Raw genomic sequence first — 23,322 nt, 5'->3', positions numbered from 1 at the left:
GCAAACGCTTCGCGTTTGTCGCAGGCAATGACGAGGCGTCAGTTGGTAGCCTTCGCGTTGCGCACCAGCGTCGGCTTCTCGATGTAATTCTCCGCAAAGATCTTCTTCAGGTTCTCGACCTTCGGGATGTCGTTGAAGACAATATAGGGCTGGTTCGGGTGCAGCGTCAGGTAGTCCTGGTGATAGTCTTCCGCCGGATAGAACGCCTGCAGCGGGCCGACCTTGGTCACGATCGGCTTCTTGTAGACCTTGGCGGCGTTGAGCTGGGCGATATAGGCTTCCGCCACCTTCTTCTGCTCGTCATTGGCAGTGAAGATCGCCGAACGATATTGCGTGCCGGTGTCCGGGCCCTGGCGGTTCAATTGCGTCGGGTCGTGCACGACGGAGAAGAAGATCTGCAGGATCTTGCCGTAGCTGATCTTCTTCGGATCGTATTTGATCTCGACCGCTTCGGCGTGTCCCGTGGTGCCGGTGCCGATCATGGTGTAGTTCGCGGTCATCTTGCTGCCGCCGGAATAGCCGGACACCGCGTTGAGCACGCCGGCGGTGTGCTGATAGACGCCCTGGACGCCCCAGAAGCAGCCACCGGCGATCACGGCGGTCTGGATGCCGTCGGCAGCCTGAACGTCGACGGCGGGGGCGGGAATGATGACGGCCTCCTCCGAGGCGCGCGCGGGGCCGATGGTAACAGCGGCGATGGCCAGCGCGCCGATGGCGGCAGCGCACAGCGACAGGCGGCTGAGATGGCGAGGGGACATGGTTTCCTCTTCGGCAATGGTTGGGGGCAGTCTAGAGCGTGTCAGGCGTTTCGCAATCGGCTCAATTCTCTGCCGATGCTCAAGATACGGCCCCGCTCACGGATTGTTACGGCGTGCGCCACACGAGTTCGTGAATAAAGCCGCGCCCGCGCAAGGCTTTTGGGCAGGGCGATCGGTCACGCTTGGCCGGTGCAGGCCTCCCTTTCCACAATGAACCCGGGGTCGCGCACCGCGACCGGTCGTTGCCAGGGCGCGAGGATTTTTAATTCGTGGCGGGGAGGTAGGTTCGGCCGTCATTGCGAGGAGCAAAGCGACGAAGCAATCCATGCTTCGGCATGTGGTACCATGGATTGCTTCGCTTCGCTCGCAATGACGGCTATACCGTCACACCACCACGCTCAGCCGCTTCGCCGCCCGCGTAATTCCCGTGTAGAGCCACCTTGCCCGGCTGTCCTGGAACGCAAAGCTCTCGTCGAACAGCACCACGTCGTCCCATTGCGAGCCCTGCGACTTGTGCACGGTGAGCACATAGCCGTAGTCGAACTCGTCATAGGGCTTGCGCTGCTCCCACGGGATCGCCTCGATGCCGCCTTCGAAGCAATCGTGGCGCACCGAGACCTTGGTCACCTTGTGGCCGAACTCCTCGTCGGGCGACAGCCGCATGGTCAGGATCTTGGACTTCGCACGCGGCTGAGTGCGCGACTTCACGCGCCACAGCCCGCCGTTGAAGAGGCCTTTCTTGCGGTTGTTGCGCAGGCAGACCAGCTTGTCACCGGCGACCGGCAAGGGATCCTCGATGTTCTGCTTCTGCCGTATCCGCATGTTGTAGGCGCGGCGGGTGTTGTTACGACCGACCAGTACCTGGTCGGCGCTCATCACGCGGTCCGGATCGAGCTCGCTGCGCGGTACCACCTCGCTCTCGCCGTGGCGGCCGATTTCGAGTTCGCGGCCCTCGCGGATATCCATCGACATCCGCACGATCGGATCGTCCTGGGCCTGGCGATGCACTTCCGTCAGCATCGCGTCGGGCTCGGAATTGGTGAAGAAGCCGCCGCCCTGGATCGGCGGCAATTGCGCGGGATCGCCGAGCACCAAGAGCGGACAGTCGAACGACATCAGGTCGCGGCCGAGTTCGGCATCGACCATCGAACATTCGTCGATCACGATGAGCTTTGCCTTGGAAGCGGGCGCGTCGTCCCATAGTTCGAAACTTGGCTGCTCGACGCCGGATTCCTTGGCGCGATAGATCAGCGAGTGAATGGTGGAGGCGTTGTCGCAACCCTTGTTGCGCATCACCAGCGCCGCCTTGCCGGTGAAGGCGGCGTACTTCACCTCGCCATCGACGCCTTCGGCGATGTGTCGCGCCAGCGTGGTCTTGCCGGTGCCGGCATAGCCGAACAGGCGGAACACAGGCGGCGTGCCGTTCCTGCCGGGCTTGGCCTTTAGCCAGTCGGCAACGGCCTTCAGCGCGGAATCCTGATGCGGCGTAAACGTGGTCATGGGATCCAGATGGAGAGAAGAGCGCGGCGATGGCCGCGACTCAACTGAAGCGTAAAGCTAACCATTCGCGCGTTCCATGCAAGGCTGCTTCCGCGTCACGGAATTGCTGTTTCGCGGTCGAGGCTGGACTTGGGCCTTGCGGCGAATACACTGACCGAAAAACAACAAGCAGCCGCAACCAGCGGTTCTGGGAGGCGTCATGAAATTCGGCATCTTTTACGAGCTGCAACTGCCGCGCCCATGGCAAGAGGGCGACGAGCTCCGGCTCTACCAGAATGCGCTGACGCAACTCGAGACCGCAGACCGGCTCGGCTATGACTATGCTTGGGTGGTCGAACATCATTTCCTGGAGGAATATTCGCACTCGCCCGCGCCGGAATCTTTTCTCGCCGCAGCCAGCCAGCGCACCAGGAGTATCCGGCTCGGCCACGGCATTTTCCAGCTCACCACCAACCATCCCGCGCGCGTCGCCGAGCGCGTCGCGGTGCTCGACCTCCTGAGTAACGGGCGCTGCGAATTCGGCATGGGCGAGAGCGCCTCCATCACCGAGCTGACGCCATTCGGCATCGACATGGAAACCAAGCGCGAGGTATTTGAGGAAGCCGTACAGGCGATCTTCCCGATGTTCACCAAGGTCGGCTCCGAGCATCACGGCAAGTATTTCGACATTCCCTTGCGCAATGTGGTGCCGAAACCCATGCAGAAGCCGCATCCGCCGCTGTGGATGGCGTGCTCGCAGCTCCCGACCATCGAGCGCGCCGGCCAGAACGGCTTTGGCGCCCTCGGCTTCCAGTTCGTCAGCGCGGATGCGGCGCATGCCTGGGTGCATGCCTATTACAACGCCATCACAAAACGGCTGAAGAAGCTCGCCGACTACGAGATCAATCCGAACATGGCGCTGGTCTCGTTCTTCATGTGCGCCAAGACCGACGAGGAGGCGCGCGCCCGCGCCGACGGCGCCACCTTCTTCCAGTTCGCGCTGCGCTACTACGGCGCGTCGCAGAACCGGCAGCGTCCAGACCCCGGCACCGTCAACATGTGGGACGAGTACAACAAGTGGAAGAGCGACAATCCGAAGGCACAGGAGGCGGCGCTGCGCGGCGGCCTGATCGGATCGCCGGAAACTATCGCTAAGAAATTGCGGCGGTTCCGCACCTCTCACATCGACCAGGTGATCCTGCTCAACCAGGCCGGCAAGAATACCCATGAGCACATCTGCGAGTCGCTCGAACTGTTCGCCAAGGAAGTGATGCCGGAGTTCCAGAACGACCCCGAGCACGACGCGTGGAAGACGGGCGTGCTGGGCGGGGCCATCCAGCTCGAAGAGATCGACACCGAGGCATTCAGGGATCGTTACGGCAAGCTGGCGATAAACGTCGCGCCGACGCCGAAGGTGGCTGCGGGATAGCGGTTGGGCCGATGTCCCACGGTGTGTTAGCTTAGCGAAGGCTCAACGTGGTGCGGCGGTCTGATGAAACGATTGGCGACCTGGGTATTTTACGGCATCGGCGCGGTCGCGATCGCCTATCTCGCGCTATATGCGTATGCCGTTTTCACCGGGCGGGACCTGCAGCCAGGCGATCCCATTCACATCTTCCGCAAGCCGGACGCGCCGAGTTATTCGTAGGGCTATCATTCCGGGGCGATGCAAAGCATCGAACCCCAATGTGCAATTGCATATTGTGGAATCTCGAGATTCCGGGTTTGGTCCTTCGGACCATCCCGGAATGACGGAGGAGAAATCATCGTCGCATCGCCGTCTACCCCGCCGCGACAAACCGCTGATGCTCACCCGCGCCTGCCGGCGTAATCGGGATCCCGCCGTCGGCATATTCGTTCAGCTTGTTGCGCAGCGTGCGGATCGAGATGCCGAGGATGTTGGCGGCATGGGTGCGATTGCCGAGGCAGTGCTTGAGCGTCTCCAGGATCAGGTCGCGTTCGACATCGGCGACGGTGCGGCCGACCAGGGCACGCGTGACCTGTTCGGCGGCAAAGGTCGCGTGCGCGACTGCGGGTGCGGTCTTGGCAAGATCGAGGCGGTCGCCGTCGGGCGTCAGGATGGCCTCGGGGCCGATCTCGTCGCCCTGTGCCATCAGCACCGAGCGGTGGATGGTGTTTTCCAGTTCGCGGACGTTGCCCTGCCAGCGGTTCGATGTCAGCACCCGCCGCGCGTCGGCGGAGATCGGACGCAGCGGCACGCCGTTGGCCCCGGCGTATTTCTTGGCAAAGTGCTGCGCCAGTTCGAGGATGTCGGCCGGACGGTCACGCAGCGGCGGGATCTTCAGGTTGACGACGTTAAGGCGGAACAGCAGATCCTCGCGGAAGGTGCCTTCGCGCACGGCTTCAGAGAGGTTGCGGTTCGAGGTCGCGATGATGCGGATATCGACCGGAACCGGCTTGGTGCCGCCGACGCGGTCGATCACGCGTTCCTGAATCGCGCGCAGCAGTTTGGATTGCAGGCGAACGTCCATCTCGGAGATTTCGTCGAGCAGCAGCGTGCCGCCAGTGGCTTCCTCGAACTTGCCGATACGGCGGGCGACGGCGCCGGTGAAGGAGCCCTTCTCGTGGCCGAACAGTTCCGATTCCAGCAGGTGCTCGGGGATCGCCGCGCAGTTGATCGAAATGAACGGCCGCTTGGCGCGGTTCGAGCGGGAGTGGACGTAGCGCGCCAGTACTTCCTTGCCGGTGCCGGATTCGCCGGTGATCATCACGGAGGCGTCGGAGCCCGCGATGTGCTGTGCGAGCTTGATGACCTTGCCCATGGCTTCGTCGCGATAGATCAGGTCGCGCGAGTCATTGGCGACGGCGGCCAGCACCGCGGCGATCAGTTCCGGATCGGGCGGCAGCGGGATGTATTCCTTGGCGCCGGCGTGGATCGCGGCGACCGCGGCGCGGGCGTCGTTGGAGATGCCGCAGGCCACGATCGGCACGTGGATGTGTTCGGCTTCCAGCCGCATCACCAGGTCGCGGATGTCGAGCGCGACGTCGACCAGCAGCAGGTCGGCGCCTTTACCGCTGCGCAGCACAGCCATCGCCTGCTCGGTCGCTTCGGCATGGGTCACCGAGGCACCGTTAGCCATCGCGATCTTGGTGGCGGTCGTGAGTTGGCCCTTCAATGTGCCAACGATGAGAAGCCGCATGTCAGTCTCCTGTTAATTCCCTCGCGCCTCGCAGGCGCGTGTCGCCAAATTTGCTAGTTACGTTCCGCCTTGATGATTTCCGTCATGGTCACGCCGAGCTTGTCTTCCACCAGCACGACCTCGCCACGCGCCACCAGGCGGTTGTTGACGTAGATGTCGATGGCTTCGCCGACGCGGCGGTCGAGCTCGAGCACGGTGCCGGGTCCGAGCTTCAAGAGCTCGCCGACATCCATCTTGGAGCGGCCGAGCACGGCCGAGACCTGCACGGGAACGTCGAATACGGCCTCAAGGTCGGCCGCGATGCGCGTGGCCTGTTCGTCCTCGTTGTAGGCGAGATCGTCGACCGGCGGTGCGTCCGCAGCGTTGAGATCGGGAAGCGGTACCTGTGCGTCGGTGTCACTCATGGTTCAGTCCTCATGGCCTTCACATTCCGGCCTGATTGCGGGACGCCAGATAGCGCCCGACGAGTTCGCTGATCTTCGCTTCGATGGCGGCGCGTTCCAGCACCACGCCGCCGTCGGCCCATTCGATCCGGCAGTCGCCGGTGGCGATGCCGGGCTCGGCCAGGATCACCAGTCGGCCCTCGAAGCCGCTTTGGGCCGCCTGCCGTTCGATCTTCTCGCGGGCGGCATCGTAGAGTTGGTCGTTGATGCGAACGACGAGGTGCGGAGTGGCAACCAGATGCGAAAAGCAGTCGCTGACCAGCGCCATGATCTCGCCGAGCGGCTCGCGGGCGACCAGTTCGCCGCACAGCTTGCGCGCCACCGCGACCGCGACATCGACGGCCTCGGTTTCCATTCTGGCCTCGATTCCGGAGAAACGCGTGGCGATGCCCCTGATGGCGATGCCGATCTCTTCCAGCGCCAGCGCCGAGCGACGGTCGCTCTCGACTTTGGCCTCGTGCTGGGCTGCTTCATAGCCGGCGCGGTAGGCACGTGCCTCGGCCTCCGCGACCTTCTGCGCGATCTCGGCGGCCGTGGCGGCACGCTCGCGCGTCCTGTCGGGCGCCGCGAAGTCGGTGTCGAACAGGAATTTTGCGGGCGCGGCCATCAGTACACCAGCTCATCGTCGGCGCGGTTCTTGGTCAGGGTGATTTCGCCCCTGGCGGCCATGTCCTTGGCGAGATTGACGAGCAGCGCCTGCGCCTCGTCGACGTCGCGCAGCCGCACCGGTCCCATCGCGGCCATGTCGTCCATCAGCATCTTGCCGGCGCGCGACGACATGTTGCCGAGGAAGAAGGCGCGCACCTCCTCGTTGGCGCTCTTCAGCGCGATGCCGAGCTTGTCCTTGTCGACGTTGCGCATCAGCGTCTGTGCCGAGGCGGAGTCGAGCTTGATGAGGTCGTCGAAGGTGAACATCAGCGCCTTGATGCGCTCGGCGGATTCGCGATTTTCCTCTTCCAGCGAGGTGATGAAGCGGGTTTCGGTCTGGCGGTCGAAATTGTTGAAGATTTCGGCCATCACCTCGTGCGCGTCGCGGCGGCGGGTCTGCGACAGGTTGGACATGAATTCGGTGCGCAGCGTCTGCTCGACGCGCTCGATGACTTCCTTCTGCACCGCTTCCATCTTCAGCATGCGGCCGACCACGTCGAGCGCAAGATCCTCGGGCAGGATCGCCAGCACGCGGGCGGCGTGCTCCGGCTTCAGCTTCGACAGCACCACCGCGATGGTCTGCGGATATTCGTTCTTGAGGTAGTTGGCGAGCACCTCTTCCTGCACGTTGGAGAGCTTCTCCCACATGTTGCGGCCGGCCGGGCCGCGGATTTCGTCCATGATGCCGGTGACGCGCTCGGACGGCAGATATTGCTGCAGCAGCCGTTCGGTGGCGTCGAAGGTGCCCATCAGGGCGCCGGACGCCGACATGCGGGAGACGAATTCGAGCAGCAGGTCTTCCACGATGTCGGCCTCGACGGTGCCGAGCGTCGACATGTGGATCGACAGTTCGCGTACCTCGTCGTCATCGAGCAGCGACCACACCTTGCCGCCATATTGCTCGCCCAGGGCCAGCATCAGGATGGCGGCGCGCTTTGGGCCGCTCAGCGGCTTGCCCTTGGGCCGGCTCGCCTGACGGCTCGCCAGCGCCGAGATGACGGTGGTGATGTCGTTGACGTTCGTGGTTTGCGGTACGGCCATGTCAGGTCACTCGGCGGGTTCGCTGAGCCATTGGCGAACAATGGAAGCGGTCTCGTTCGGATTGCGTTCGGCGAGTTCACCAACGCGGTGCACGGCTTGCGCGTGGACCTGGCCCTGGACCTGGGCGACGTCGATCAACTGAGCGGCGCCGCTGGTGCCGGCGATCAAGGCCTGGCCGGGTCCGAGTTCTCCGCCTGGCCCGCTGCCCTCGATCAACGCAGGCATCGCTTCAGTCAGGGCAGGGATGACTTCGGAAGCCAGAATGCGCTTGACCAGGGGCCGGATCACCATGAACAGCACGACGAGGCCGAGCAGCATCATGACGCCGAGCTCGATGACATACATGACGTCATCCTTGGTGAACTGGAGCATGCCGAGCAGCCCGCCGGGTTCGACAACCGGAGCGACGGACGGCGCTTCGGCAAAGCGAAGATTGACGACCTCGACCTGGTCGCCCCGCTTCTGGTCGAAGCCGATCGCCGAGCGCACCAGGGTGGCGATGCGATCGAGCTGTTCCTTGCTGCGGTCCTGATAGACCATTTCGCCTTTTTCGTTCTTGGTATAGGCGCCGTCGACCAGCACCGCGACCGAGATCCGGTTGACGCGTCCGGCCTCGGTGATTTCGGTCTTGGTGGTGCGGGAGATCTCGTAATTGTTGGTTTCTTCGCTCTTTTTGCTCTGGTCGCGGGCCGCCGGCGTCGTGGTGTTGGTCTGATTGCCGGGCAGTTCGTTGTTGACCGTCACCTGGCCGCTGTTCTCGGCGGTGAGGGAAGATTCCTCGCGGGTCTGGCTGGAGCGCAGCACGCGGCCCTCGGGATCGAACTTGTCCGAGGTCTGGGTGATTTTGTTGTAGTCGAAGTCGGCGGTGAGCTGGACGCGGGCGCGGCCCTGGCCGACCACCGAGGAGACAATCGCCTCGACTTCGTTGCGCATGCGCTTCTCGTAGGCGGTGCGGCGCTCGTCGCCGACGGCGATCTCGGCGTCCTTGGTGGCGCCGTCGGCAAGCAACCGGCCGCCTTCGTCGACGATCGACACCCGCTGCGGCTTCAGCCCGTTGACGGCCGAGGCGACGACATGGCGGATGGCGCGGATCTGCTGGGGTTCGAGGCTGCCGCGCACCCGCACCACGATCGAGGCCGACGGCTCCGGCGCCTCGCGCGCGAACAACGGCCGTTCCGGCAGCACCAGATGGACGCGGGCGGCCTGGATGCGATCGATGGCGCGGATGGTGCGGGCGAGTTCACCCTCCAGCGCACGCAGATGATTGATGTTCTGGACGAAGCTCGTGGTGCCGAGCGCGTCGGACTTGTCGAAAATCTCGTAGCCGACGCCACCGCCCTTGGGCAGGTTGCTTTCGGCCAGCTTCATCCGCAGCCGCGTGACCTTGTCCTTCGGCACCATGATGACCGCGCCTTCATTGCGCAGCTCGAAGGGAATCGCCTGGCGTTCCAGGTCCTTGATGATGCTGGAGGAATCTTCGGTGGTGAGATCGGTGAACAGGGTGGTCATCTGCGGCGTCGTGACACGCATGATGACGAAGGCGAAGAAGCCGATCAGCGCGGTCGTCACCGCAACCATGGCCATCAGCCGCGCTGCGCCCAGGCCTTTCAAGAAAGCAACGAGACTTTGCACCAACTGCCCCCAGGGGATTCGGTCCCCGGGACCGACTGGGCAATTATTGCCTAGGGGATGGTTTCCATATGGTTAACGTCAGTTAAAGCCGCCGCGAATAGTTCCGGCATGAAAAAAACCGGCTTCGCAAAACGAAGTCGGTTTTCATCAAATCGTTCGGTTCGGGAGAGTTTACTGCCGATATTGCTGGATGCGGGTGGTCCGCAAGCCGGCCAGGCCATGCTGATCGATGGAAAACTGCCAGGACAGGAATTCATCGACCGTCAGGGTATAACGGCTGCAGGCTTCCTCGAGGGAGAGCAGGCCGCCGCGGACCGCTGCAACGACTTCGGCCTTGCGGCGGATCACCCACCGTTTGGTTCCGGGCGCGGGCAGGTCAGCAATTGTTAACGGACTGCCGTCAGGCCCGATGACGTATTTCACCCTCGGGCGGTGGGGTTCTGTCATGGCGTACTCACAAACTCTCAACCACTGAACTCAGGGTAGTAATCTACGCCCCTCGGCTTAAAATTTACCTAAGCCTACGGCTTCAATACGAATCTCCTTGAAAATGACCGGAAATGGCTGCGGCCCGAGCCTCCGGGAACCGCTTTTGCGGTTGCTGGAGGACCGGGCCTACGAGGGCCGGATAAAGGAATGCGGCGGGCTGAAGGGGTCAGCTCGAGGTGCTCGGACGTATCACGCGCTTGATCTTGTCGGTCGTATAGCTGTGGCCGCCGATCGACAGCAGCGGCGGCGAGGCGCTGAGATCGACTGAATCGACGACGCCCTGGACTTCGGTAGAGATCGCGACATTGTTGCCTGAACTGTCCTTGCCCGTGGCGGTCAAGGTGTAAGTGCCGGCCGGCCACTGCACGCCGTCATTGCCCTTGCCGTCCCAGACGAAACTGGAGCCGCCCTTCTTGAGCGTATAGTTGCCGGTATAGGCCGTCTGTCCCGTCGAATTGGTGATCGTGATCGTCGCGCTGGTGTCTTTGTCGGAATTGAAATTCCAGGTCGCAGATTTGTCGAACTGCGCCTTGCTGCCGTCGACGGAGACCGTGTTGCCGACATAGACCAGCGCCTGCGTCGCCTGGGCGCTCTTTTCGATCTCGACCAGCGCCTTCAACTGTTCGTTTGATTTGAGCTGCTGCTCGATGCCGGCAAACTGCACGAGCTGCTGGGTGAACTGGTTGGTGTCGAGCGGGTCAAGCGGGTTCTGATGCTGGAGCTGTGTCGTCAGCAGCGTCAGGAAGGTCTGGAAATTATCCGCAATTCCCGTCGTCTTCTCCGAAGCGGTCTTGTTGCTGGTGGCGGTGCCAGTGCCGGGCGCCGAGACGACCGTCGTCGGCATGGTTACGTCAACTGCCATGGCGATCTCCCTTAAACCCTGATGTCGACGCCGCCGCTCGCACCGAGCATGCGGCCATAGCTGCGGCCGGCGACGACGGCCGGCACGCTGTCTTCCTCGCTGACGACGATGCGATGCGCGTTGGGATTGGATTGGTTGCCGTCGTTCTGGCCCTGCGAAGACTGGTCGCGCAGGCTGAATTGCAAGCCGCCGTTGCCGGTCGAGAGGCCGGCATTGTCCAGCGCGCGCTGCAACTGATTGGCGTCCTGACGCAGCATCGACAGCGTTTCCGGCCGTTCAACGGTCAGATGAGACGTCACCTGGCCGTGGCGATCGACATCGATGCGGACATCGATGCGGCCGAGTTCGGCGGGATCGAGCCGGATCTCAAAGCGGGTCTTGCCGCTCTTGGCGGAAGCGGCGATTTCCATCGCAAGCCCGCTCAGCGGCACCGCCGCGCTTGTGGATGCGGTGGCGGTGAGTTGCGGAGCGGCGGTCGACGTCGTGGCCGAAGCGGCCGGTTGGTGCATCTGGATCGCGCCGGAGGCCTGCAGGCCGTTGCCGGCGGAACTGAGCGGCGCCTGGCCGACTTCAGGGGTGGCGAGAGGCGCATTCGCGTTCGCATTGGCATGCGCGGGCGAAGGCGCGATGGAATTGCCTGACGCGTCGGCCTTCACGGCGTCGGCAATGCCGTTCTCGGACGTCGGCTTGCCAGCAGCTTCGGTCGTCGGCGTGACGGCGGCCACAATAGTATCAGCGGCAGGTGCTGTGGGCGTGGCGGTATCGGCCGTGTCGGTGCTGCCGGCCTGCTCGACGATCGTCGTGGCGCTCTTCCTGGCGAGATCGGGATTCTTGAGTACAGCAGCCTTGGGGGCTGCGGGTGTCGCCGCGACCACTGAGGCGGCCTTCGCGGTGCCGGTTGTGTCGGCGGACGTCGCTTGGGCGCTGACGGTCTGTCCGATGCCGTTCTGCGCGCTCGCCTTAGCGGCATCCACTTGCGTGGTGTTCGCAGTTGCAGGCGAGGTGACGGTGGCGGCAGTATCCGCGCTTTCAGCGGCGGGAGCGGCTGGCGCGGTCTCGGCGGCGATGGAAGCGGAGGCAGCGATCGCAGCCGCGGCGATCGCAAGCGGCGCGGTCGCCTTGTCGGTTGCTTGCGTCGTGGAAGCCGGCGCTGCGGCAGCAGGGATGGTTGCGGCAACCGCATCGGCCGTCATCACAGCCGTTCCATCTGATGCCGTCTCGGTCTGGCCGGTTGCCGGGGAAGTATCGCCGGTGGATGCCTGAGTTGTTTCGTCCGACTTCGCATTGTCGGACTTCGCCGCGTCCGACTTTGATTTGCCGCGGCGGGTCGTCGTCGCCTTGGCATCGGTATCGGCCATGGTATCGGTGTCGGCATTGACTTTGTCGTCGTCGCGGGCCTTGCGGTCGCCTGCCTTGGCCGTGGCGTTGCGATCATTCGAATCGTTGCGCGCGGCTTTGTCTGCCTTGTCCGAAGCGGCGGCGTTGTCGCGGGCGCGATTGTCGGACGCTGCTTGCGCATCGTCGGAGCGCCGCGGGGCGGGCGCTGGGTCCGGCGTGCGATTGTCGTTGTGGCTGGCGGCCGTATTGCTGTCGACCAGCGCCGCGAAGCTGTCGTTTCCGGAGGATGGCTCGGAATCCGGCCGGCCGGACCTCGCCGCTGCGGACTGAAAAGATGCGTTTGCCGATACTTCTGACGTGACACTAACCACGGGTGACCCTCGCGCTGAGCTCTCGGCTACCATTCAGCAAGGACCGGGCCACCTGCCGTTGCAAAAATTTTTTTTATTTTTCAAATACTTAGGAAGATGGTCGCCGGATTGCCGTGCATGACCGCGGCCCCCTTTTCTGCCCGGCGGCAAGATTTGCCGTCCTGGAGCCGCTCCAAAAAGGAGATCGGCTGATTGCCTCGCGGGAATACGGCCTATATTAAAGAGCGGCGTCCGATCCGGCCCGGTACGGCCGAATGATGCCATAAGGCCTTATATATCAAGGCTTTTTAACCCTGACCGCGAGCCGCGTGGTGTTGCTCGCGAGTGAAGTCGATGACCCCTGGCATGCGAAACAGTCTGGATCTCGAAGGCCGTCCGCAGGACACACGGATCGTGGTCGCCATGTCCGGCGGCGTCGATTCATCGGTGACGGCTGCCTTGCTGAAGTCCGAAGGCTACGACGTGGTCGGGATCACGCTGCAGCTTTACGACCATGGCGCGGCCACCCATCGCAAGGGCGCCTGTTGCGCCGGGCGGGACATCCACGATGCCCGCAACGTCGCTGAACGGATCGGCATTCCGCATTACGTGCTCGACTATGAGAGCCGTTTCCGCGAATCCGTGATCGATAATTTTGCCGACAGCTACGCGCTCGGTGAAACACCGGTGCCCTGCATCGAGTGCAACCGCTCGGTCAAGTTTCGCGACCTGCTGGCGACCGCACGCGAACTCGGCGCGCAGGCGCTCGCGACCGGACACTATGTCGCGTCGCGCCGCCTTGCCGACGGATCGCGGGCGCTGGTCTGCGCCGCTGATGCCGATCGCGACCAGAGCTATTTCCTGTTCGCGACCACGCGCGAGCAACTCGATTATCTGCGCTTTCCGCTCGGCGACATGACCAAGCCGCAGACGCGCGAACTGGCCCGGCGCCTTGGTCTCGAAGTCGCCGAGAAGCAGGACAGCCAGGACATCTGCTTCGTGCCGACCGGGCGCTACACCGACATCATCGGCCGCCTCAAGCCCGGCGCGATCGAGCCCGGCGACATCGTCGATCTCGAGGGCCGCGTCATCGGCCGGCATCAGGGCATCGTTCATTTCACCGTCGGCCAGCGCAAGGGATTGGGCATCGCCGCCGGCGCGCCGCTCTATGTCGTCAAGCTCGATGCGGCCAGCCGCCGCGTCGTGGTGGGGCCGCGCGAGGCATTGCGGATGGATCGCATCCGCCTGCGTGACGTCAACTGGATCGGCGACGGCGCGCTCGACCGCGTCATCGGCGACGGCATCGAGATGTTCGTGCGCGTGCGCTCGACGCGCGCGCCGCAGCCGGCGTGGCTGCGCGCGGTCGATGGCGGTTATGAGGTCGAACTCGTTGCCGGCGAAGAGGGCGTATCGCCCGGCCAGGCCTGCGTATTCTACGATGCGCCTGCGGGACAGGCGCGCGTGCTCGGCGGCGGATTCATCAGGAGCGCGACCGCACGCCATCCGGTGACGAGGGGAGGGGCGCAGGAAAAGGCTGCGCCGCTCGCCGAGGCGATGCGCACTTAAGAAAAAATCGGGGCAGGGGAAATGGCTGGGGACATCGACCGCGAGGGGGTCGAAAAGGCTTATGGGCGCTGGGCGCCGGTCTACGATCTCGTTTTCGGCAAGGTATTCGACGAGGGCCGCCGATCGACCATCGCGGAAGCCGACAAGATCGGCGGGCGCGTTCTCGACGTCGGCGTCGGTACCGGGCTGTCGCTGTCTGAATATTCGCGCAACACGAAATTGTGCGGTGTCGACATTTCCGAACCGATGCTGCGGCGGGCGCGGAAGCGCGTGCGCGAGTTCGGCCTCACCAATGTCGAAGCGCTCGCGGTGATGGACGCCAAGAACCTGGCGTTCCCGGATTCGTTTTTCGATGCGGTGGTGGCGCAGTATGTCATCACGGCGGTGCCGGATCCCGAGGCGACACTGGATGATTTCATCCGCGTTCTGAAGCCCGGCGGTGAACTCATTCTAGTCAATCACATCGGTGCCGAAAGCGGCCCGCGCCGCATCTTCGAACTGGCTTTTGCGCCACTGGCGCGGCGGCTCGGCTGGCGGCCGGAATTCCCGTGGGAACGGCTGACCGACTGGGCCGCCAAACATGGCGGCGTCACCCTGACCGAGCGGCGGCCGATGCCGCCTATGGGACATTTTTCGCTGATCCGCTTTCGGAAATCGTGAAGCAAATAGCGTTTTCGAGCGAAGCATGCCCTCGGACCTGATCCGGGGGTGAAGGCCGGTTTCGCGTTAAGATAACGCGTCAAACAAAAGAGCGACAGCTTGACTGCGGAACCTCCGTGAGTGCAGGCCGTTTCCCTCGCATGGCAATGAAACGCGCACTTCTTCTCTCATGTGTGTTGATGGCGGCCGCCGACGTGGCGGGGGCACAGGCCCCGCCAAGTCCGACCACGCCGCCGGCCCAGACCGCGCCGCCATCGCCGCAGCGCGCCGCCGATTGCGCGCCGATGCAGCCGTTGCCGAAGCCCGGCGAGAAGACGCCGGAAGGAACGACCACGGGCCAGCGGACCGAGCCGCTAGGCGACAAGCTGGCCCGCTCGGAGGGCGTATTGTGTCCGCCCCCAGGGGTCGATCCCGAAATGCACGCGCCTCCGCCGCCGGACGGCGGCAAGACGCCGGTGATTCCGCCGCCCGGCAGCCCCGGCGGCGACCCGACAATCCGGCCGAAATAGCGCTATTTTTGCAGACGGTTGGCCGGACCGCCGGCTTTGCTTGACAGGTCCGCGAGCCACTCCTTATATGCCGCGCGTTCGCGAATGCGGTATAGTGTGCCGTGACGGTGAACCGTGGCGAGGTAGCTCAGCTGGTTAGAGCACGGGAATCATAATCCTGGGGTCGGGGGTTCGAGTCCCTCTCTCGCTACCACGCTCACTCACTGAAATTCTGAAAGTTACCCTCTTTCCGTTGGAGAGCCCGGCATCGATTTCATGTCGCGCTTGTTGCTGGCGTCGGCTTCCTAGCCTATCGACGCCACAATCAGCCTGCTCTTTCATAGCCTAATAGCGCCAGCCCCATCAGAGCTCCAGAGAGAGCCTTCGGGCGGTCTCATCTACTCCTGCAACGATGAGACGCTTGCCGCGATGTTGTCGGCCAGGCTCTTCAGAAGCGGCACGTAGCGCCGGATGACGTCTGCGCGGTCGAGCGCCGACGTGAAGTAGGTCATGCCGACGGTGGCGAGCACGCGCTGGTTGACGATGATGGGAATCGCGATCGTGTTCGACGAGCGCGGTTCGACCATCGGGTCGCGTTCGGCGAAGCCTTGCTTGCGGATCGTGGCCAGCAACGACAATGCGCGTTTGCGCTCGGTGGCGAGCTTGTCTTCAGGCTCTTGGGATCGTGTCAGCGCGTCGAGCAGCATCGACCGTTCGCTCACTGGACAGAAGGCCAGATAGGCGCGCCCCAGCGCCCGCCCGAGCAGGCTGAGCTGCATGTTGAGGGTGCCGTGAAATGGCGAAACCGGGCTGTCGGGAATCGTGCTGAAGCGGACCACGACAGAACTTCTGTCGAGCACGGCGATGGCGATCGGCCAGTGATGTTGTCGCGTGAAGGCGATCGCCCACGGGCGCGCGGCTTCCACCACCAGCGGATCGCCGTGAAAGCCGTTGCTCAGCGATTTGACCCGCGAGGCGACCGCGTAGCCGCCCTGCCGCCGGTCGTTGGCAGCATAGCCCATCGCGCAGAGTGATTTCATCAACCGCACCACCGTCGATTTTGGCAGCCTCGTCGCCTTGTGCAGGCGGTCGATCGAGGTGACGCGGTGGCGATTGAGCTCCTCCAGCAGCAGGAGGCTACGCGAGGCGGCTTCGACAGTGTCGGATTTGAGCGGCATATTCAATATTCCACCTGGTGGAACGCGGCGGAATAGCTATGGCCCGCCGGCGTCCTCCCTGCAATGGTTTTCGCAAGCGCCACGCCAGAGCCCGCCTTCTGAAGGCGGCCCGTGCAGATGGCCGGGGAGGAGCAACCGTGTCCGGAGACGTCGTCAGGCCGCATTTTTCGTCATTCCGCCGCCGCTTCTCCGCGCGGCAGACCGTCGTCGGCTCATTCATCAAGACGCCGACCACGCACGCGACCGAGATATTCGGCGCGCTCGGCTATGATTTCATCGTGATCGACGAGGAGCACGCGCCGATCGATCGCGCGATGACCGATGTCATGCTGCTGGCCGCGCGAGCCAGCAACCTCGCAGGCATCGTGCGGGTGTCGTCGGACGATCCGGCCAAGATCCTGTCGTGCCTGGATTGCGGCGCAGCCGGTGTGCTGGTGCCCCATGTCGCGACGGTCGAGAAGGCGCGCGCGATTGCGGCCGCCGCGCGATACCGCGGTGGACGGCGCGGCTATTCCGGCTCGGCCCGCGCCGGCGCCTATGGCGGCACGCCGATGTGGGCCCTCGTCGATGAACAGGACGCATCGGTCTGCACGATCGCGATGATCGAGGATCCCGAAGCGCTGGATCAGATCGACGCCATCGCCGCCGTTGATGGAATCCACGGGCTCTTTATCGGACGTGGTGATCTCACCGTCTCCCTCGGCGCCAAGTCGTCGGCCGACGCGTCCGTAAAGGACGCGGTCATCAGGATCATTGCGGCCGCGAAGAAAGCCGCCAAGCCGGTCTGCGTGATGGTCGCGAGCGCGGCGGAAGCCAAGGATTTCGCCGGCCTCGGCGCCAGCGCCTTCATCATATCGTCGGATCAGGGCCAGATGCGCCGGGCCGCGGCGCAAACGCTTTCGGATTTCAAATCCCTCGTTCAAACCACGGATGGCTCGCATGTATCACAGCACTGATCCTCGCGCCGCGCTCGCCGCCGCTCCGGTCGGCACAAAACCGGCCGCCACCCACTTTGCGGGCGCCGAGTATGCGAAATTCTACGAAACGCCGCCGGCCGAAAGTCAAAGCGGCGCACGCACCTGGTACGCCCGCGGCCAGAACTTCATCATCGCCTATAGCGATACCGACAAGGGCGCGGTGCTGAGCCGGGCCGACCAGCCGGATGAATATGTCGTGCTGTTTCCCGATCCAGGGGCGGGCGCCGAGATTGCGTGGGGCAGCGAGCGCAAAGTCGTCAACGGCCACACCATCAGCTTCGTGCCGGCGGGCGCAAGCTCTGTGACGCTGCTCGGCGCCGCCAAGGTGGTGCGCATGATGACGACGCGATCCGAAGACCTCGCCAGGCTGTGCTCCAATGCCGCCTCCTACGCGAAGGCGCACCCCAATCTGCCGCCGTTCGAGCCGTGGCCGGAAGCTGCCGGTGGGCCGAAGATCCGTACCTACAGTCTCGACGTCGCGGCAACGCCAGGCCGGTTCGGGCGGATCTTCCGCTGCTCGACCTTCATGGTGAATTTCCTCGAACCGAGGAACGGCCCGCGCGATCCGAGCAAGATGTCGCCGCACCACCATGACGATTTCGAGCAATGCTCGCTGGCGCTGGCCGGCACTTTTGTTCATCACCTGCGCTGGCCCTGGACGACCGACATGGCGCAGTGGCGCAACGACGATCACGAAAGCTGCGGGTCGCCCTCGATCGCCGTGATCCCGCCGCCGGCCATTCATACCTCGCAGGCCGTCGATCCCAAGCTCAACGTTCTCGTCGACATCTTCTGCCCGCCGCGTCTGGATTTTTCGGCGAAGCCGGGCTGGGTGCTGAACGCAGACGATTATCCGATGCCCGCGCAAACTCCCGCCGGCAAGTCCGCCGCCTGACACGTAACCGAAAGGGCCCTGACCATGGCCGACAAGCAAGTGTCCTATCCGAACACGGTGCCGCTGCCGCCGCTGTCGCGGGCGGCGGAAGTCGCCGAGCTTCTGGTAGGTGCGATCGATCTGCACTGCCATAGCGGGCCGGCGGCGATGCCGCGCATCCTCGATCATCACGAGGAGCTGCTCGATGCGGCGGAAGCGAAATTCCGCGCCGTGCTCTACAAGGACCACTTCTACGCCGGCATGGCGCATGCGATCCTCCTGGAGAAGCTGTTCCCCGAAACCAATGTGAAGCTGTTCTCGGGCATCGTGCTGAACAATGCGTCTGGTGGCATCAACCCGCACGCCGTCGACCACGCGATCAAGCTAGGCGCCAAGATCGTCTGGATGCCGACGCTGTCGGCGGCGAACCATATCAAAGCCATGGCGGCCGGAAATTCGACCTTCCCAAAGACCGCGCAGAAGATGCTCGATCCGATTCCGCTTTCCGCGCTCGACGCCAACGGCAAGCTCACTGATGACACCAGAAAGGTCATCGACCTCATTGCCGAAGCTGACATCATCCTGGCCGGTGGGCACCTGCCTGCGAGCGAACTGCATATCCTGTTCGACGAGGCAGCGCGGCGCGGCGTCAAGAAGATGATGGTCAATCATCCGACCTACATCGTCGGCTGCAACGACACCGATATCCGCCAGCTCGTCGCCCGCGGCGTCAAGATGGAACATTCGATCTGCATGTTCATCGAGGGAAAATCCTTGAAGTACAGCCCGGATGATCTCGCGCACCTGATCGAAGTTGCCGGCGTCGACAATACGATTTTATCGTCCGATCTCGGGCTGCAGGGCTCGCAGCGCCCGGTCGATGGTTTCCGCAGCATCACGCAGATCCTGCTCGATCTGCAGATGCCGCGGCCGGCGATCAGGAAACTCATCAGCGACAACGCGGCGCGGTTCCTGAATCTTCCGGTGACGCAGTCGGCCGCACAGAACGCCGCCTAGCAAGACAAGCGCGAAGTCCGCGAAAAGCGGGCGCGCCCAGGGGAGGGAGGCAGATCATGAATTGCGGTAGAAGCCATTCGAAAGGCCGTCAACTGTTGCCGCCGTTTGCTGCAGCATTGTTGCTTGCCGGATTGAGCAATACGGCCTTCGCTGAAGAGGATCGCAAACCAAAGCCTCCGATCGTCCTGGAAACAACGGGTGCGTTTGAAGTGGGCGGCAAGGTCATTACCAAGCCGGGTGATCCCAGCCAAACGCTGTCCTGCGACCATGGTTACGTCGAATATTTTATGCCCGTGAAGAGGCGCAGCGTCGGCCTGATCATGTGGCACAGCTCCAGCACGAAGGTGTGGGAGAACCGTTGGGACGGGGGCGAAGGTTACAAGAGCATTTTCCTGCGCAAGGGGTATCTGGTTTATCTGTGGGACGGCCCGCGCGTCGGTCGCGCGAACTGGAGTTGCGAGCCGATCACCTACACGCCTGACTATTTCGATCAGCGTAACTTCGCCGCCTGGCGTTTCGGCCTGACCTATCTGAACTGGCATCCGGGCCTGCAGTTTCCGACGGCCGATCGGGAAGCCTGGAATCAGGCGACGCGCGCCCGTTACGACGAGTTCGATACGCTCGAGAATGCATTGCTGCAGGCGGACGCCGGCGGTCAGGCCATCGACAAGGTTGGCCCCGTCGTTGCCGTCACCAACTCCGCGGGCGGCTGGCGTGCGCTGTTGTCGGCGCTCAAGGCAAAAAGCGGCAACATGAAGGGCATCGTTGCCTATGAGACTCCGGGCTTCATCTTCCCGGAGGGCGAGGGACCCGAGCCCAAGCCCGGCGCCCCGTACGGTCCCAATTCCGTGCCGCTGGCGGAGTTCAAGAAGCTGACGAAATTTCCGATCCAGATGGTGTTCGGCGACTACACCGACACGCGTCCCATCTGGGCCACCTCGGTCAAGGTGGCGCGGACCTTCTGCGATATCGTCAATCGGCACGGCGGAGATTGCGAGGTCCTGCTGCTTCCTGACGCTGGCTTACGCGGTAACACGCACATCGCCTTTGCCGATCTCAACAACGAATCCGTTGCGGACGAACTATCCAAATGGTTGCACCGCAAAGGCCTGGACAAGTTTGCCGGAGAATAAGCGCATGCGCATGCTCACGTTAGGTCTCCTGGGACTCGCACTTGCGCTTGCGCCGTGTCACCGCGCCGTCGCGCAAGAGTGGCCGGATCGTCCGGTCACCATGATTGTGCCGTTCCCGGCTGGCGCCGCCGTTGATACCCTCGCACGCGCCGTCGCCAATACGCTGAGCGAAAACTTCGGCAAGCAGTTCATCGTCGAGAACCGAGCGGGAGCGGGCGGCAATCTCGGCGGAGCGGCGGTCGCGAAGGCGACTGCCGATGGCTATACGTGGCTGTTCGGGACGCCGGCGCCGATCGCGCTCAACAAATTCATGTACAAGGGCCTGGCTTACGACTCCGAGCGAGACTTCACGTCGGTCGTGCTCGTCGCCAAGTCTCCAATGATCATTACGGCGACATCGGACTTTCCGGCGAAGACGCTTCCCGAGCTGATCGCCTATGCCAAGCAGAACCCCGGCAAGGTCAATGTCGGCGTTCCCGGCAACGGCACGCTCGGACACATTACGTCGGCGCTGATTCAGCAGTTTGCCGGCGTGGACATGACGCATGTGCCTTATCGCGGCTCAGCGCCGCTGATCACGGACCTGCTGGGAGGACAAGTCAACGTCGCCATGGATTTCATGCCGACCTATCTGCCGTTGGTGGCCGGCGGGAAGATTCGCGCACTGGCGGTGACGACGAGCCAGCGCGTCGCGCAATTGCCCGATGTGCCGACGGTGCAGGAAGCGGGATTCAGGGGATTCGAGGCGACCGCGTGGTACGCGATCGTCGCTCCGACCGGCACGCCGCATGACATCGTGAGCAAGATGAACAATGCAGTGAACGCCTTCCTGAAAAGCGACAAGGGCAAGTCCGTTCTCGCGCAAAACGCCCTGCAGGGCGTTGGAGGCTCTCCGGAAGACCTCAAGGCGTTTGTCGCCGGCGAACTCGCCAAATGGGGGCCTGTGATCGCGGCCGCCAAGATCACGATGTAGCAGGGCAAGGCCGCCGTAAATGACTGGCATTGAAATTCCTGCGCTGTCGATCCCGAAAGTCGCGCTCGTGACCGGCGGCAGCAGCGGTATCGGCAAGGCAACCGCGGCGCGCCTTGCCGCCATGGGTTCGGCTGTCGTGGTCGGTTACAACAGCCGCCGCGCACTGGCGGAGGAGGTGGTCGGTGGGCTGCAGGGCAGCGGACATCTCGCCATGAGCATCGCAATCGACGATCAGGCTTCGATTGCCGAGGCCGTGGCAGCGGTGGACAAGCAGCACGGGCGGCTCGATGTTCTCGTCAACTGCGGAGGCGCCACAACCCCTGTGCCTGCCGCCGATCTCCAGGGACTGACGGACGATATCTTCGACCGAACCGTTACGCTCAATCTGCGCGGGCCATTTGCCATGGTTCGCGCCTTCCGTCCCTTGCTCGAACGCGGCAGCGGGGCGGCAATCGTGAACATTTCGTCGATCGCAGCGCGTACGGGCTTGGGCAGCAGCCTGGCATATCTGGCTGCAAAGGCGGGCGTCGACGCGCTCACGATCGCGCTCGCGAAAGTGCTTGCGCCGCGCATCCGCGTGTTCTCCGTCTCGCCGGCCGGCGTCGATACGGATTTCGTCGCCGGCCGGACTCGCGAACAGTTGCAGAAAACCGCTGAGAGAATGCCGCTGGCCCACGTCACCACGTCCGACGATGTCGCCAGGGCTGTGATTGCCTGCATCGTCAATCTGACCAGCTCGACGGGAATCGTGGTGCCGGTGGATGAGGGTCGGCATCTCTAAGTCCCGCGGAACAACCACGCCGTCGTGTGGACGTCATGGATAAGGAACAATGGAAAAATTGAAATTCTACATCGATGGCGCTTGGGTAGATCCTGCCGCACCGTCAAGTTTGGGAGTGGTCAATCCCGCGACGGAGGAGACCTTCGCGCAGATCAGCCTGGGCTCCCGTCAGGATGTGGATCGGGCCGCAAAGGCAGCTCGCCGCGCATTCGCGACCTATTCCGAAGCAAGTGTCGAACAGCGCCTGTCCTGGCTTCAGAAGATCATCGAGGGCTTTAGGGCGCGTCTACCGGAACTGGCACGGACGATGACCCTCGAAATGGGCGCGCCGATCACGTTTGCGACCCAGCGTCAGGCAACCGTCGCGCTGTTTCATTTCGAGGAAGCGGCGCGCGTACTTGCGCAATACCGGTTTGAGGAGCGGATGGGGAACGGGATCATTCGCCGCGAACCGATCGGTGTCTGCGGGCTGATCACGCCCTGGAACTGGCCGCTGAACCAGGTTGCCTCCAAGGTCGCGCCGGCGCTGGCGACCGGCTGCACTGTCGTCCTGAAACCCAGCGAAATCGCGCCGCTCAGCGCGATGCTGTTTGCAGAGATCGTCGACGACGCCGGCATCCCGGCAGGCGTCTTCAATCTCGTCAACGGCGACGGATCCACGGTGGGCGAGGCGATCGCCGCCCACCCCGAGATCGACATGGTGTCTTTCACGGGCTCGACAACGGCCGGCGTCAGAGTGGCGAAGCTTGCGGCCGATACGGTCAAGCGCGTCGCGCAGGAACTGGGCGGCAAGTCCGCGAACATCATCCTCGCCGATGCCGACCTGAAAGCCGCTGTGATCGAGGGCGTTCACGCCTGCTACACAAACGCCGGCCAGAACTGCCAGTCTCCCACCCGCATGCTTGTTCCTCGCGCGCAGCGGGACACGGCATTCGCGGCTGCGCGTGAGGCTGTCGACACCATTCGCCTGGGTGACCCGCTCGATCCGGCGTCCACCATGGGCCCGCTGGTGAGCCAGACGCAGTTCGAGAAAGTTCAAAATCTTATCCAGTCGGGCGTCGATGAGGGGGCGACCCTGGTGGCGGGCGGAACGGGGCGGCCGGCCGAAGTCAACCGTGGATACTATGTTCACCCGACCGTCTTTGGCGATGTGACGCCGCAAATGCGGATTGCCCGCGAGGAGATCTTCGGCCCCGTGCTGTCAATCATGAGCTACGATACCGAGGACGAGGCGATCGAAATCGCCAATGACACGCCGTTTGGACTGGCGGGCTTCGTGCAGTCCAGGGACCTCGACCGCGCCCGCGCTGTCGCCAACCGCATTCGCGCCGGGCGCGTTTACCTCAACGGTGCTCCGTTCGACCGCAGCCTGCCTTTCGGTGGCTATAAGCAGTCCGGCAATGGCCGGGAGTTCGGCGTTTTCGGATTCGAAGAATATCTCGAGGTGAAGGCGATCGTTGGCTACCGGGACTGA

23 protein-coding genes and 1 tRNA gene are annotated in these 23,322 nt (G+C 63.6%); 13 read left to right on the top strand and 11 right to left on the bottom strand.

Features of this window, described 5'->3' with window-relative positions; translation table 11 throughout:
* Positions 1-38: 38 nt before the first annotated feature.
* A complete protein-coding gene (msrA, locus tag GWE18_RS31265; protein ID WP_275189570.1) occupies positions 39-758 on the bottom strand; it encodes a peptide-methionine (S)-S-oxide reductase MsrA in 720 nt (239 codons plus the stop codon).
* A 384-nt stretch (positions 759-1,142) separates the two neighbouring features.
* Positions 1,143-2,258, bottom strand: coding sequence for an ATP-dependent RecD-like DNA helicase (locus GWE18_RS31260; protein WP_275189569.1), 1,116 nt, complete (start codon positions 2,256-2,258; stop codon positions 1,143-1,145).
* A gap of 199 nt (positions 2,259-2,457) precedes the next feature.
* On the opposite strand from GWE18_RS31260, the gene GWE18_RS31255 reads away from it, so the two are divergent.
* Both GWE18_RS31255 and GWE18_RS31250 read left to right on the top strand, forming a co-directional pair.
* Complete coding sequence (locus GWE18_RS31255; RefSeq protein ID WP_275189568.1) at positions 2,458-3,666, top strand: LLM class flavin-dependent oxidoreductase; 1,209 nt, start codon at positions 2,458-2,460, stop codon at positions 3,664-3,666.
* 63 nt (positions 3,667-3,729) lie between these two features.
* Positions 3,730-3,885 carry a hypothetical protein gene (locus GWE18_RS31250; RefSeq protein ID WP_275189567.1) on the top strand — a complete coding sequence of 52 codons (156 nt, stop codon included), beginning with the start codon at positions 3,730-3,732 and terminating at the stop codon, positions 3,883-3,885.
* 133 nt (positions 3,886-4,018) lie between these two features.
* Here GWE18_RS31250 and GWE18_RS31245 read toward each other — a convergent pair whose 3' ends face one another.
* The 8 genes from GWE18_RS31245 to GWE18_RS31210 all read right to left on the bottom strand — a co-directional run bounded on the left by GWE18_RS31245 (position 4,019) and on the right by GWE18_RS31210 (position 12,222).
* Entirely contained in the window at positions 4,019-5,398 is a 1,380-nt protein-coding gene (locus GWE18_RS31245; RefSeq protein WP_275189566.1) for a sigma-54 dependent transcriptional regulator, read from the bottom strand.
* A gap of 53 nt (positions 5,399-5,451) precedes the next feature.
* Positions 5,452-5,802, bottom strand: coding sequence for a flagellar motor switch protein FliN (gene fliN / locus GWE18_RS31240; protein WP_057853824.1), 351 nt, complete (start codon positions 5,800-5,802; stop codon positions 5,452-5,454).
* 19 nt (positions 5,803-5,821) lie between these two features.
* Entirely contained in the window at positions 5,822-6,448 is a 627-nt protein-coding gene (locus GWE18_RS31235; RefSeq protein WP_275189565.1) for a FliH/SctL family protein, read from the bottom strand.
* Positions 6,448-7,530, bottom strand: a complete 1,083-nt coding sequence (gene fliG, locus GWE18_RS31230) for a flagellar motor switch protein FliG (protein ID WP_275189564.1) — start codon at positions 7,528-7,530, stop codon at positions 6,448-6,450. Before fliG ends, GWE18_RS31235 begins: the two co-directional genes overlap by 1 nt.
* A gap of 6 nt (positions 7,531-7,536) precedes the next feature.
* Positions 7,537-9,162, bottom strand: a complete 1,626-nt coding sequence (fliF, locus tag GWE18_RS31225) for a flagellar basal-body MS-ring/collar protein FliF (protein WP_275189563.1) — start codon at positions 9,160-9,162, stop codon at positions 7,537-7,539.
* A gap of 171 nt (positions 9,163-9,333) precedes the next feature.
* Positions 9,334-9,609, bottom strand: coding sequence for a DUF1153 domain-containing protein (locus GWE18_RS31220; RefSeq protein ID WP_002714638.1), 276 nt, complete (start codon positions 9,607-9,609; stop codon positions 9,334-9,336).
* 208 nt (positions 9,610-9,817) lie between these two features.
* Positions 9,818-10,513 (bottom strand): flagellar hook capping FlgD N-terminal domain-containing protein, encoded by a 696-nt coding sequence (locus tag GWE18_RS31215; RefSeq protein ID WP_275189562.1) that lies wholly within the window; start codon positions 10,511-10,513, stop codon positions 9,818-9,820.
* A gap of 11 nt (positions 10,514-10,524) precedes the next feature.
* Positions 10,525-12,222 carry a flagellar hook-length control protein FliK gene (locus GWE18_RS31210; protein WP_275189561.1) on the bottom strand — a complete coding sequence of 566 codons (1,698 nt, stop codon included), beginning with the start codon at positions 12,220-12,222 and terminating at the stop codon, positions 10,525-10,527.
* 345 nt (positions 12,223-12,567) lie between these two features.
* On the opposite strand from GWE18_RS31210, the gene mnmA reads away from it, so the two are divergent.
* The 4 genes from mnmA (at position 12,568) to GWE18_RS31190 (ending at position 15,129) form a co-directional block, all read left to right on the top strand.
* A complete protein-coding gene (mnmA, locus tag GWE18_RS31205) occupies positions 12,568-13,767 on the top strand; it encodes a tRNA 2-thiouridine(34) synthase MnmA (RefSeq protein WP_275189560.1) in 1,200 nt (399 codons plus the stop codon).
* Between the two features lie 21 nt (positions 13,768-13,788).
* Complete coding sequence (locus GWE18_RS31200; protein ID WP_275189559.1) at positions 13,789-14,427, top strand: methyltransferase domain-containing protein; 639 nt, start codon at positions 13,789-13,791, stop codon at positions 14,425-14,427.
* A 179-nt stretch (positions 14,428-14,606) separates the two neighbouring features.
* Positions 14,607-14,936 (top strand): hypothetical protein, encoded by a 330-nt coding sequence (locus GWE18_RS31195; RefSeq protein WP_275189558.1) that lies wholly within the window; start codon positions 14,607-14,609, stop codon positions 14,934-14,936.
* A 116-nt stretch (positions 14,937-15,052) separates the two neighbouring features.
* Positions 15,053-15,129, top strand: a tRNA-Met gene (locus GWE18_RS31190).
* A 184-nt stretch (positions 15,130-15,313) separates the two neighbouring features.
* Here GWE18_RS31190 and GWE18_RS31185 read toward each other — a convergent pair.
* A complete protein-coding gene (locus tag GWE18_RS31185) occupies positions 15,314-16,093 on the bottom strand; it encodes a DNA-binding transcriptional regulator (protein WP_275189557.1) in 780 nt (259 codons plus the stop codon).
* A gap of 137 nt (positions 16,094-16,230) precedes the next feature.
* On the opposite strand from GWE18_RS31185, the gene GWE18_RS31180 reads away from it, so the two are divergent.
* From GWE18_RS31180 to GWE18_RS31150, 7 genes are read left to right on the top strand one after another with little or no spacing between them, the layout of a single operon-like run.
* Entirely contained in the window at positions 16,231-17,049 is an 819-nt protein-coding gene (locus GWE18_RS31180; protein ID WP_275189556.1) for an aldolase/citrate lyase family protein, read from the top strand.
* Positions 17,033-17,965, top strand: coding sequence for a hypothetical protein (locus GWE18_RS31175; RefSeq protein WP_275189555.1), 933 nt, complete (start codon positions 17,033-17,035; stop codon positions 17,963-17,965). The genes GWE18_RS31180 and GWE18_RS31175 overlap by 17 nt, the downstream gene beginning before the upstream one ends.
* Positions 17,966-17,989: 24 nt before the next feature.
* Positions 17,990-18,961 (top strand): DUF6282 family protein, encoded by a 972-nt coding sequence (locus GWE18_RS31170; protein WP_275189554.1) that lies wholly within the window; start codon positions 17,990-17,992, stop codon positions 18,959-18,961.
* Positions 18,962-19,017: 56 nt separating this feature from the next.
* Complete coding sequence (locus tag GWE18_RS31165) at positions 19,018-20,094, top strand: alpha/beta fold hydrolase (RefSeq protein WP_275189553.1); 1,077 nt, start codon at positions 19,018-19,020, stop codon at positions 20,092-20,094.
* Positions 20,095-20,098: 4 nt separating this feature from the next.
* Positions 20,099-21,067 (top strand): tripartite tricarboxylate transporter substrate binding protein, encoded by a 969-nt coding sequence (locus GWE18_RS31160; RefSeq protein WP_275189552.1) that lies wholly within the window; start codon positions 20,099-20,101, stop codon positions 21,065-21,067.
* Between the two features lie 19 nt (positions 21,068-21,086).
* The gene (locus GWE18_RS31155) at positions 21,087-21,848 is read left to right on the top strand and encodes an SDR family oxidoreductase (protein ID WP_275189551.1); all 762 of its coding nucleotides are present in this window, start codon (positions 21,087-21,089) and stop codon (positions 21,846-21,848) included.
* 49 nt (positions 21,849-21,897) lie between these two features.
* Complete coding sequence (locus GWE18_RS31150) at positions 21,898-23,322, top strand: aldehyde dehydrogenase family protein (protein ID WP_275189550.1); 1,425 nt, start codon at positions 21,898-21,900, stop codon at positions 23,320-23,322.

Origin of the sequence: Bradyrhizobium sp. CSA112 (genome assembly GCF_029051645.1) — a bacterium.
Taxonomy (GTDB): domain Bacteria; phylum Pseudomonadota; class Alphaproteobacteria; order Rhizobiales; family Xanthobacteraceae; genus Bradyrhizobium.
The sequence above is the reverse complement of the archived record's forward strand: the minus strand, read 5'-3'. Positions and strand labels throughout refer to the sequence as shown.

What these genes read in the sequence shown, in the direction of transcription:
- GWE18_RS31160 (WP_275189552.1), top strand. Translation starts at nt 20,099, where the DNA reads ATGCGCATGCTCACGTTAGGTCTCCTGGGACTCGCACTTGCGCTTGCG.
- GWE18_RS31155 (WP_275189551.1), top strand. Translation starts at nt 21,087, where the DNA reads ATGACTGGCATTGAAATTCCTGCGCTGTCGATCCCGAAAGTCGCGCTC.
- GWE18_RS31245 (WP_275189566.1), bottom strand. Translation starts at nt 5,398, where the DNA reads ATGCGGCTTCTCATCGTTGGCACATTGAAGGGCCAACTCACGACCGCC.
- GWE18_RS31175 (WP_275189555.1), top strand. Translation starts at nt 17,033, where the DNA reads ATGTATCACAGCACTGATCCTCGCGCCGCGCTCGCCGCCGCTCCGGTC.
- GWE18_RS31260 (WP_275189569.1), bottom strand. Translation starts at nt 2,258, where the DNA reads ATGACCACGTTTACGCCGCATCAGGATTCCGCGCTGAAGGCCGTTGCC.
- GWE18_RS31220 (WP_002714638.1), bottom strand. Translation starts at nt 9,609, where the DNA reads ATGACAGAACCCCACCGCCCGAGGGTGAAATACGTCATCGGGCCTGAC.
- GWE18_RS31235 (WP_275189565.1), bottom strand. Translation starts at nt 6,448, where the DNA reads ATGGCCGCGCCCGCAAAATTCCTGTTCGACACCGACTTCGCGGCGCCC.
- fliN (WP_057853824.1), bottom strand. Translation starts at nt 5,802, where the DNA reads ATGAGTGACACCGACGCACAGGTACCGCTTCCCGATCTCAACGCTGCG.
- fliG (WP_275189564.1), bottom strand. Translation starts at nt 7,530, where the DNA reads ATGGCCGTACCGCAAACCACGAACGTCAACGACATCACCACCGTCATC.
- GWE18_RS31150 (WP_275189550.1), top strand. Translation starts at nt 21,898, where the DNA reads ATGGAAAAATTGAAATTCTACATCGATGGCGCTTGGGTAGATCCTGCC.
- GWE18_RS31165 (WP_275189553.1), top strand. Translation starts at nt 19,018, where the DNA reads ATGAATTGCGGTAGAAGCCATTCGAAAGGCCGTCAACTGTTGCCGCCG.
- GWE18_RS31185 (WP_275189557.1), bottom strand. Translation starts at nt 16,093, where the DNA reads ATGCCGCTCAAATCCGACACTGTCGAAGCCGCCTCGCGTAGCCTCCTG.
- GWE18_RS31215 (WP_275189562.1), bottom strand. Translation starts at nt 10,513, where the DNA reads ATGGCAGTTGACGTAACCATGCCGACGACGGTCGTCTCGGCGCCCGGC.
- msrA (WP_275189570.1), bottom strand. Translation starts at nt 758, where the DNA reads ATGTCCCCTCGCCATCTCAGCCGCCTGTCGCTGTGCGCTGCCGCCATC.
- GWE18_RS31170 (WP_275189554.1), top strand. Translation starts at nt 17,990, where the DNA reads ATGGCCGACAAGCAAGTGTCCTATCCGAACACGGTGCCGCTGCCGCCG.
- GWE18_RS31195 (WP_275189558.1), top strand. Translation starts at nt 14,607, where the DNA reads ATGGCGGCCGCCGACGTGGCGGGGGCACAGGCCCCGCCAAGTCCGACC.
- GWE18_RS31255 (WP_275189568.1), top strand. Translation starts at nt 2,458, where the DNA reads ATGAAATTCGGCATCTTTTACGAGCTGCAACTGCCGCGCCCATGGCAA.
- GWE18_RS31200 (WP_275189559.1), top strand. Translation starts at nt 13,789, where the DNA reads ATGGCTGGGGACATCGACCGCGAGGGGGTCGAAAAGGCTTATGGGCGC.
- mnmA (WP_275189560.1), top strand. Translation starts at nt 12,568, where the DNA reads ATGCGAAACAGTCTGGATCTCGAAGGCCGTCCGCAGGACACACGGATC.
- GWE18_RS31250 (WP_275189567.1), top strand. Translation starts at nt 3,730, where the DNA reads ATGAAACGATTGGCGACCTGGGTATTTTACGGCATCGGCGCGGTCGCG.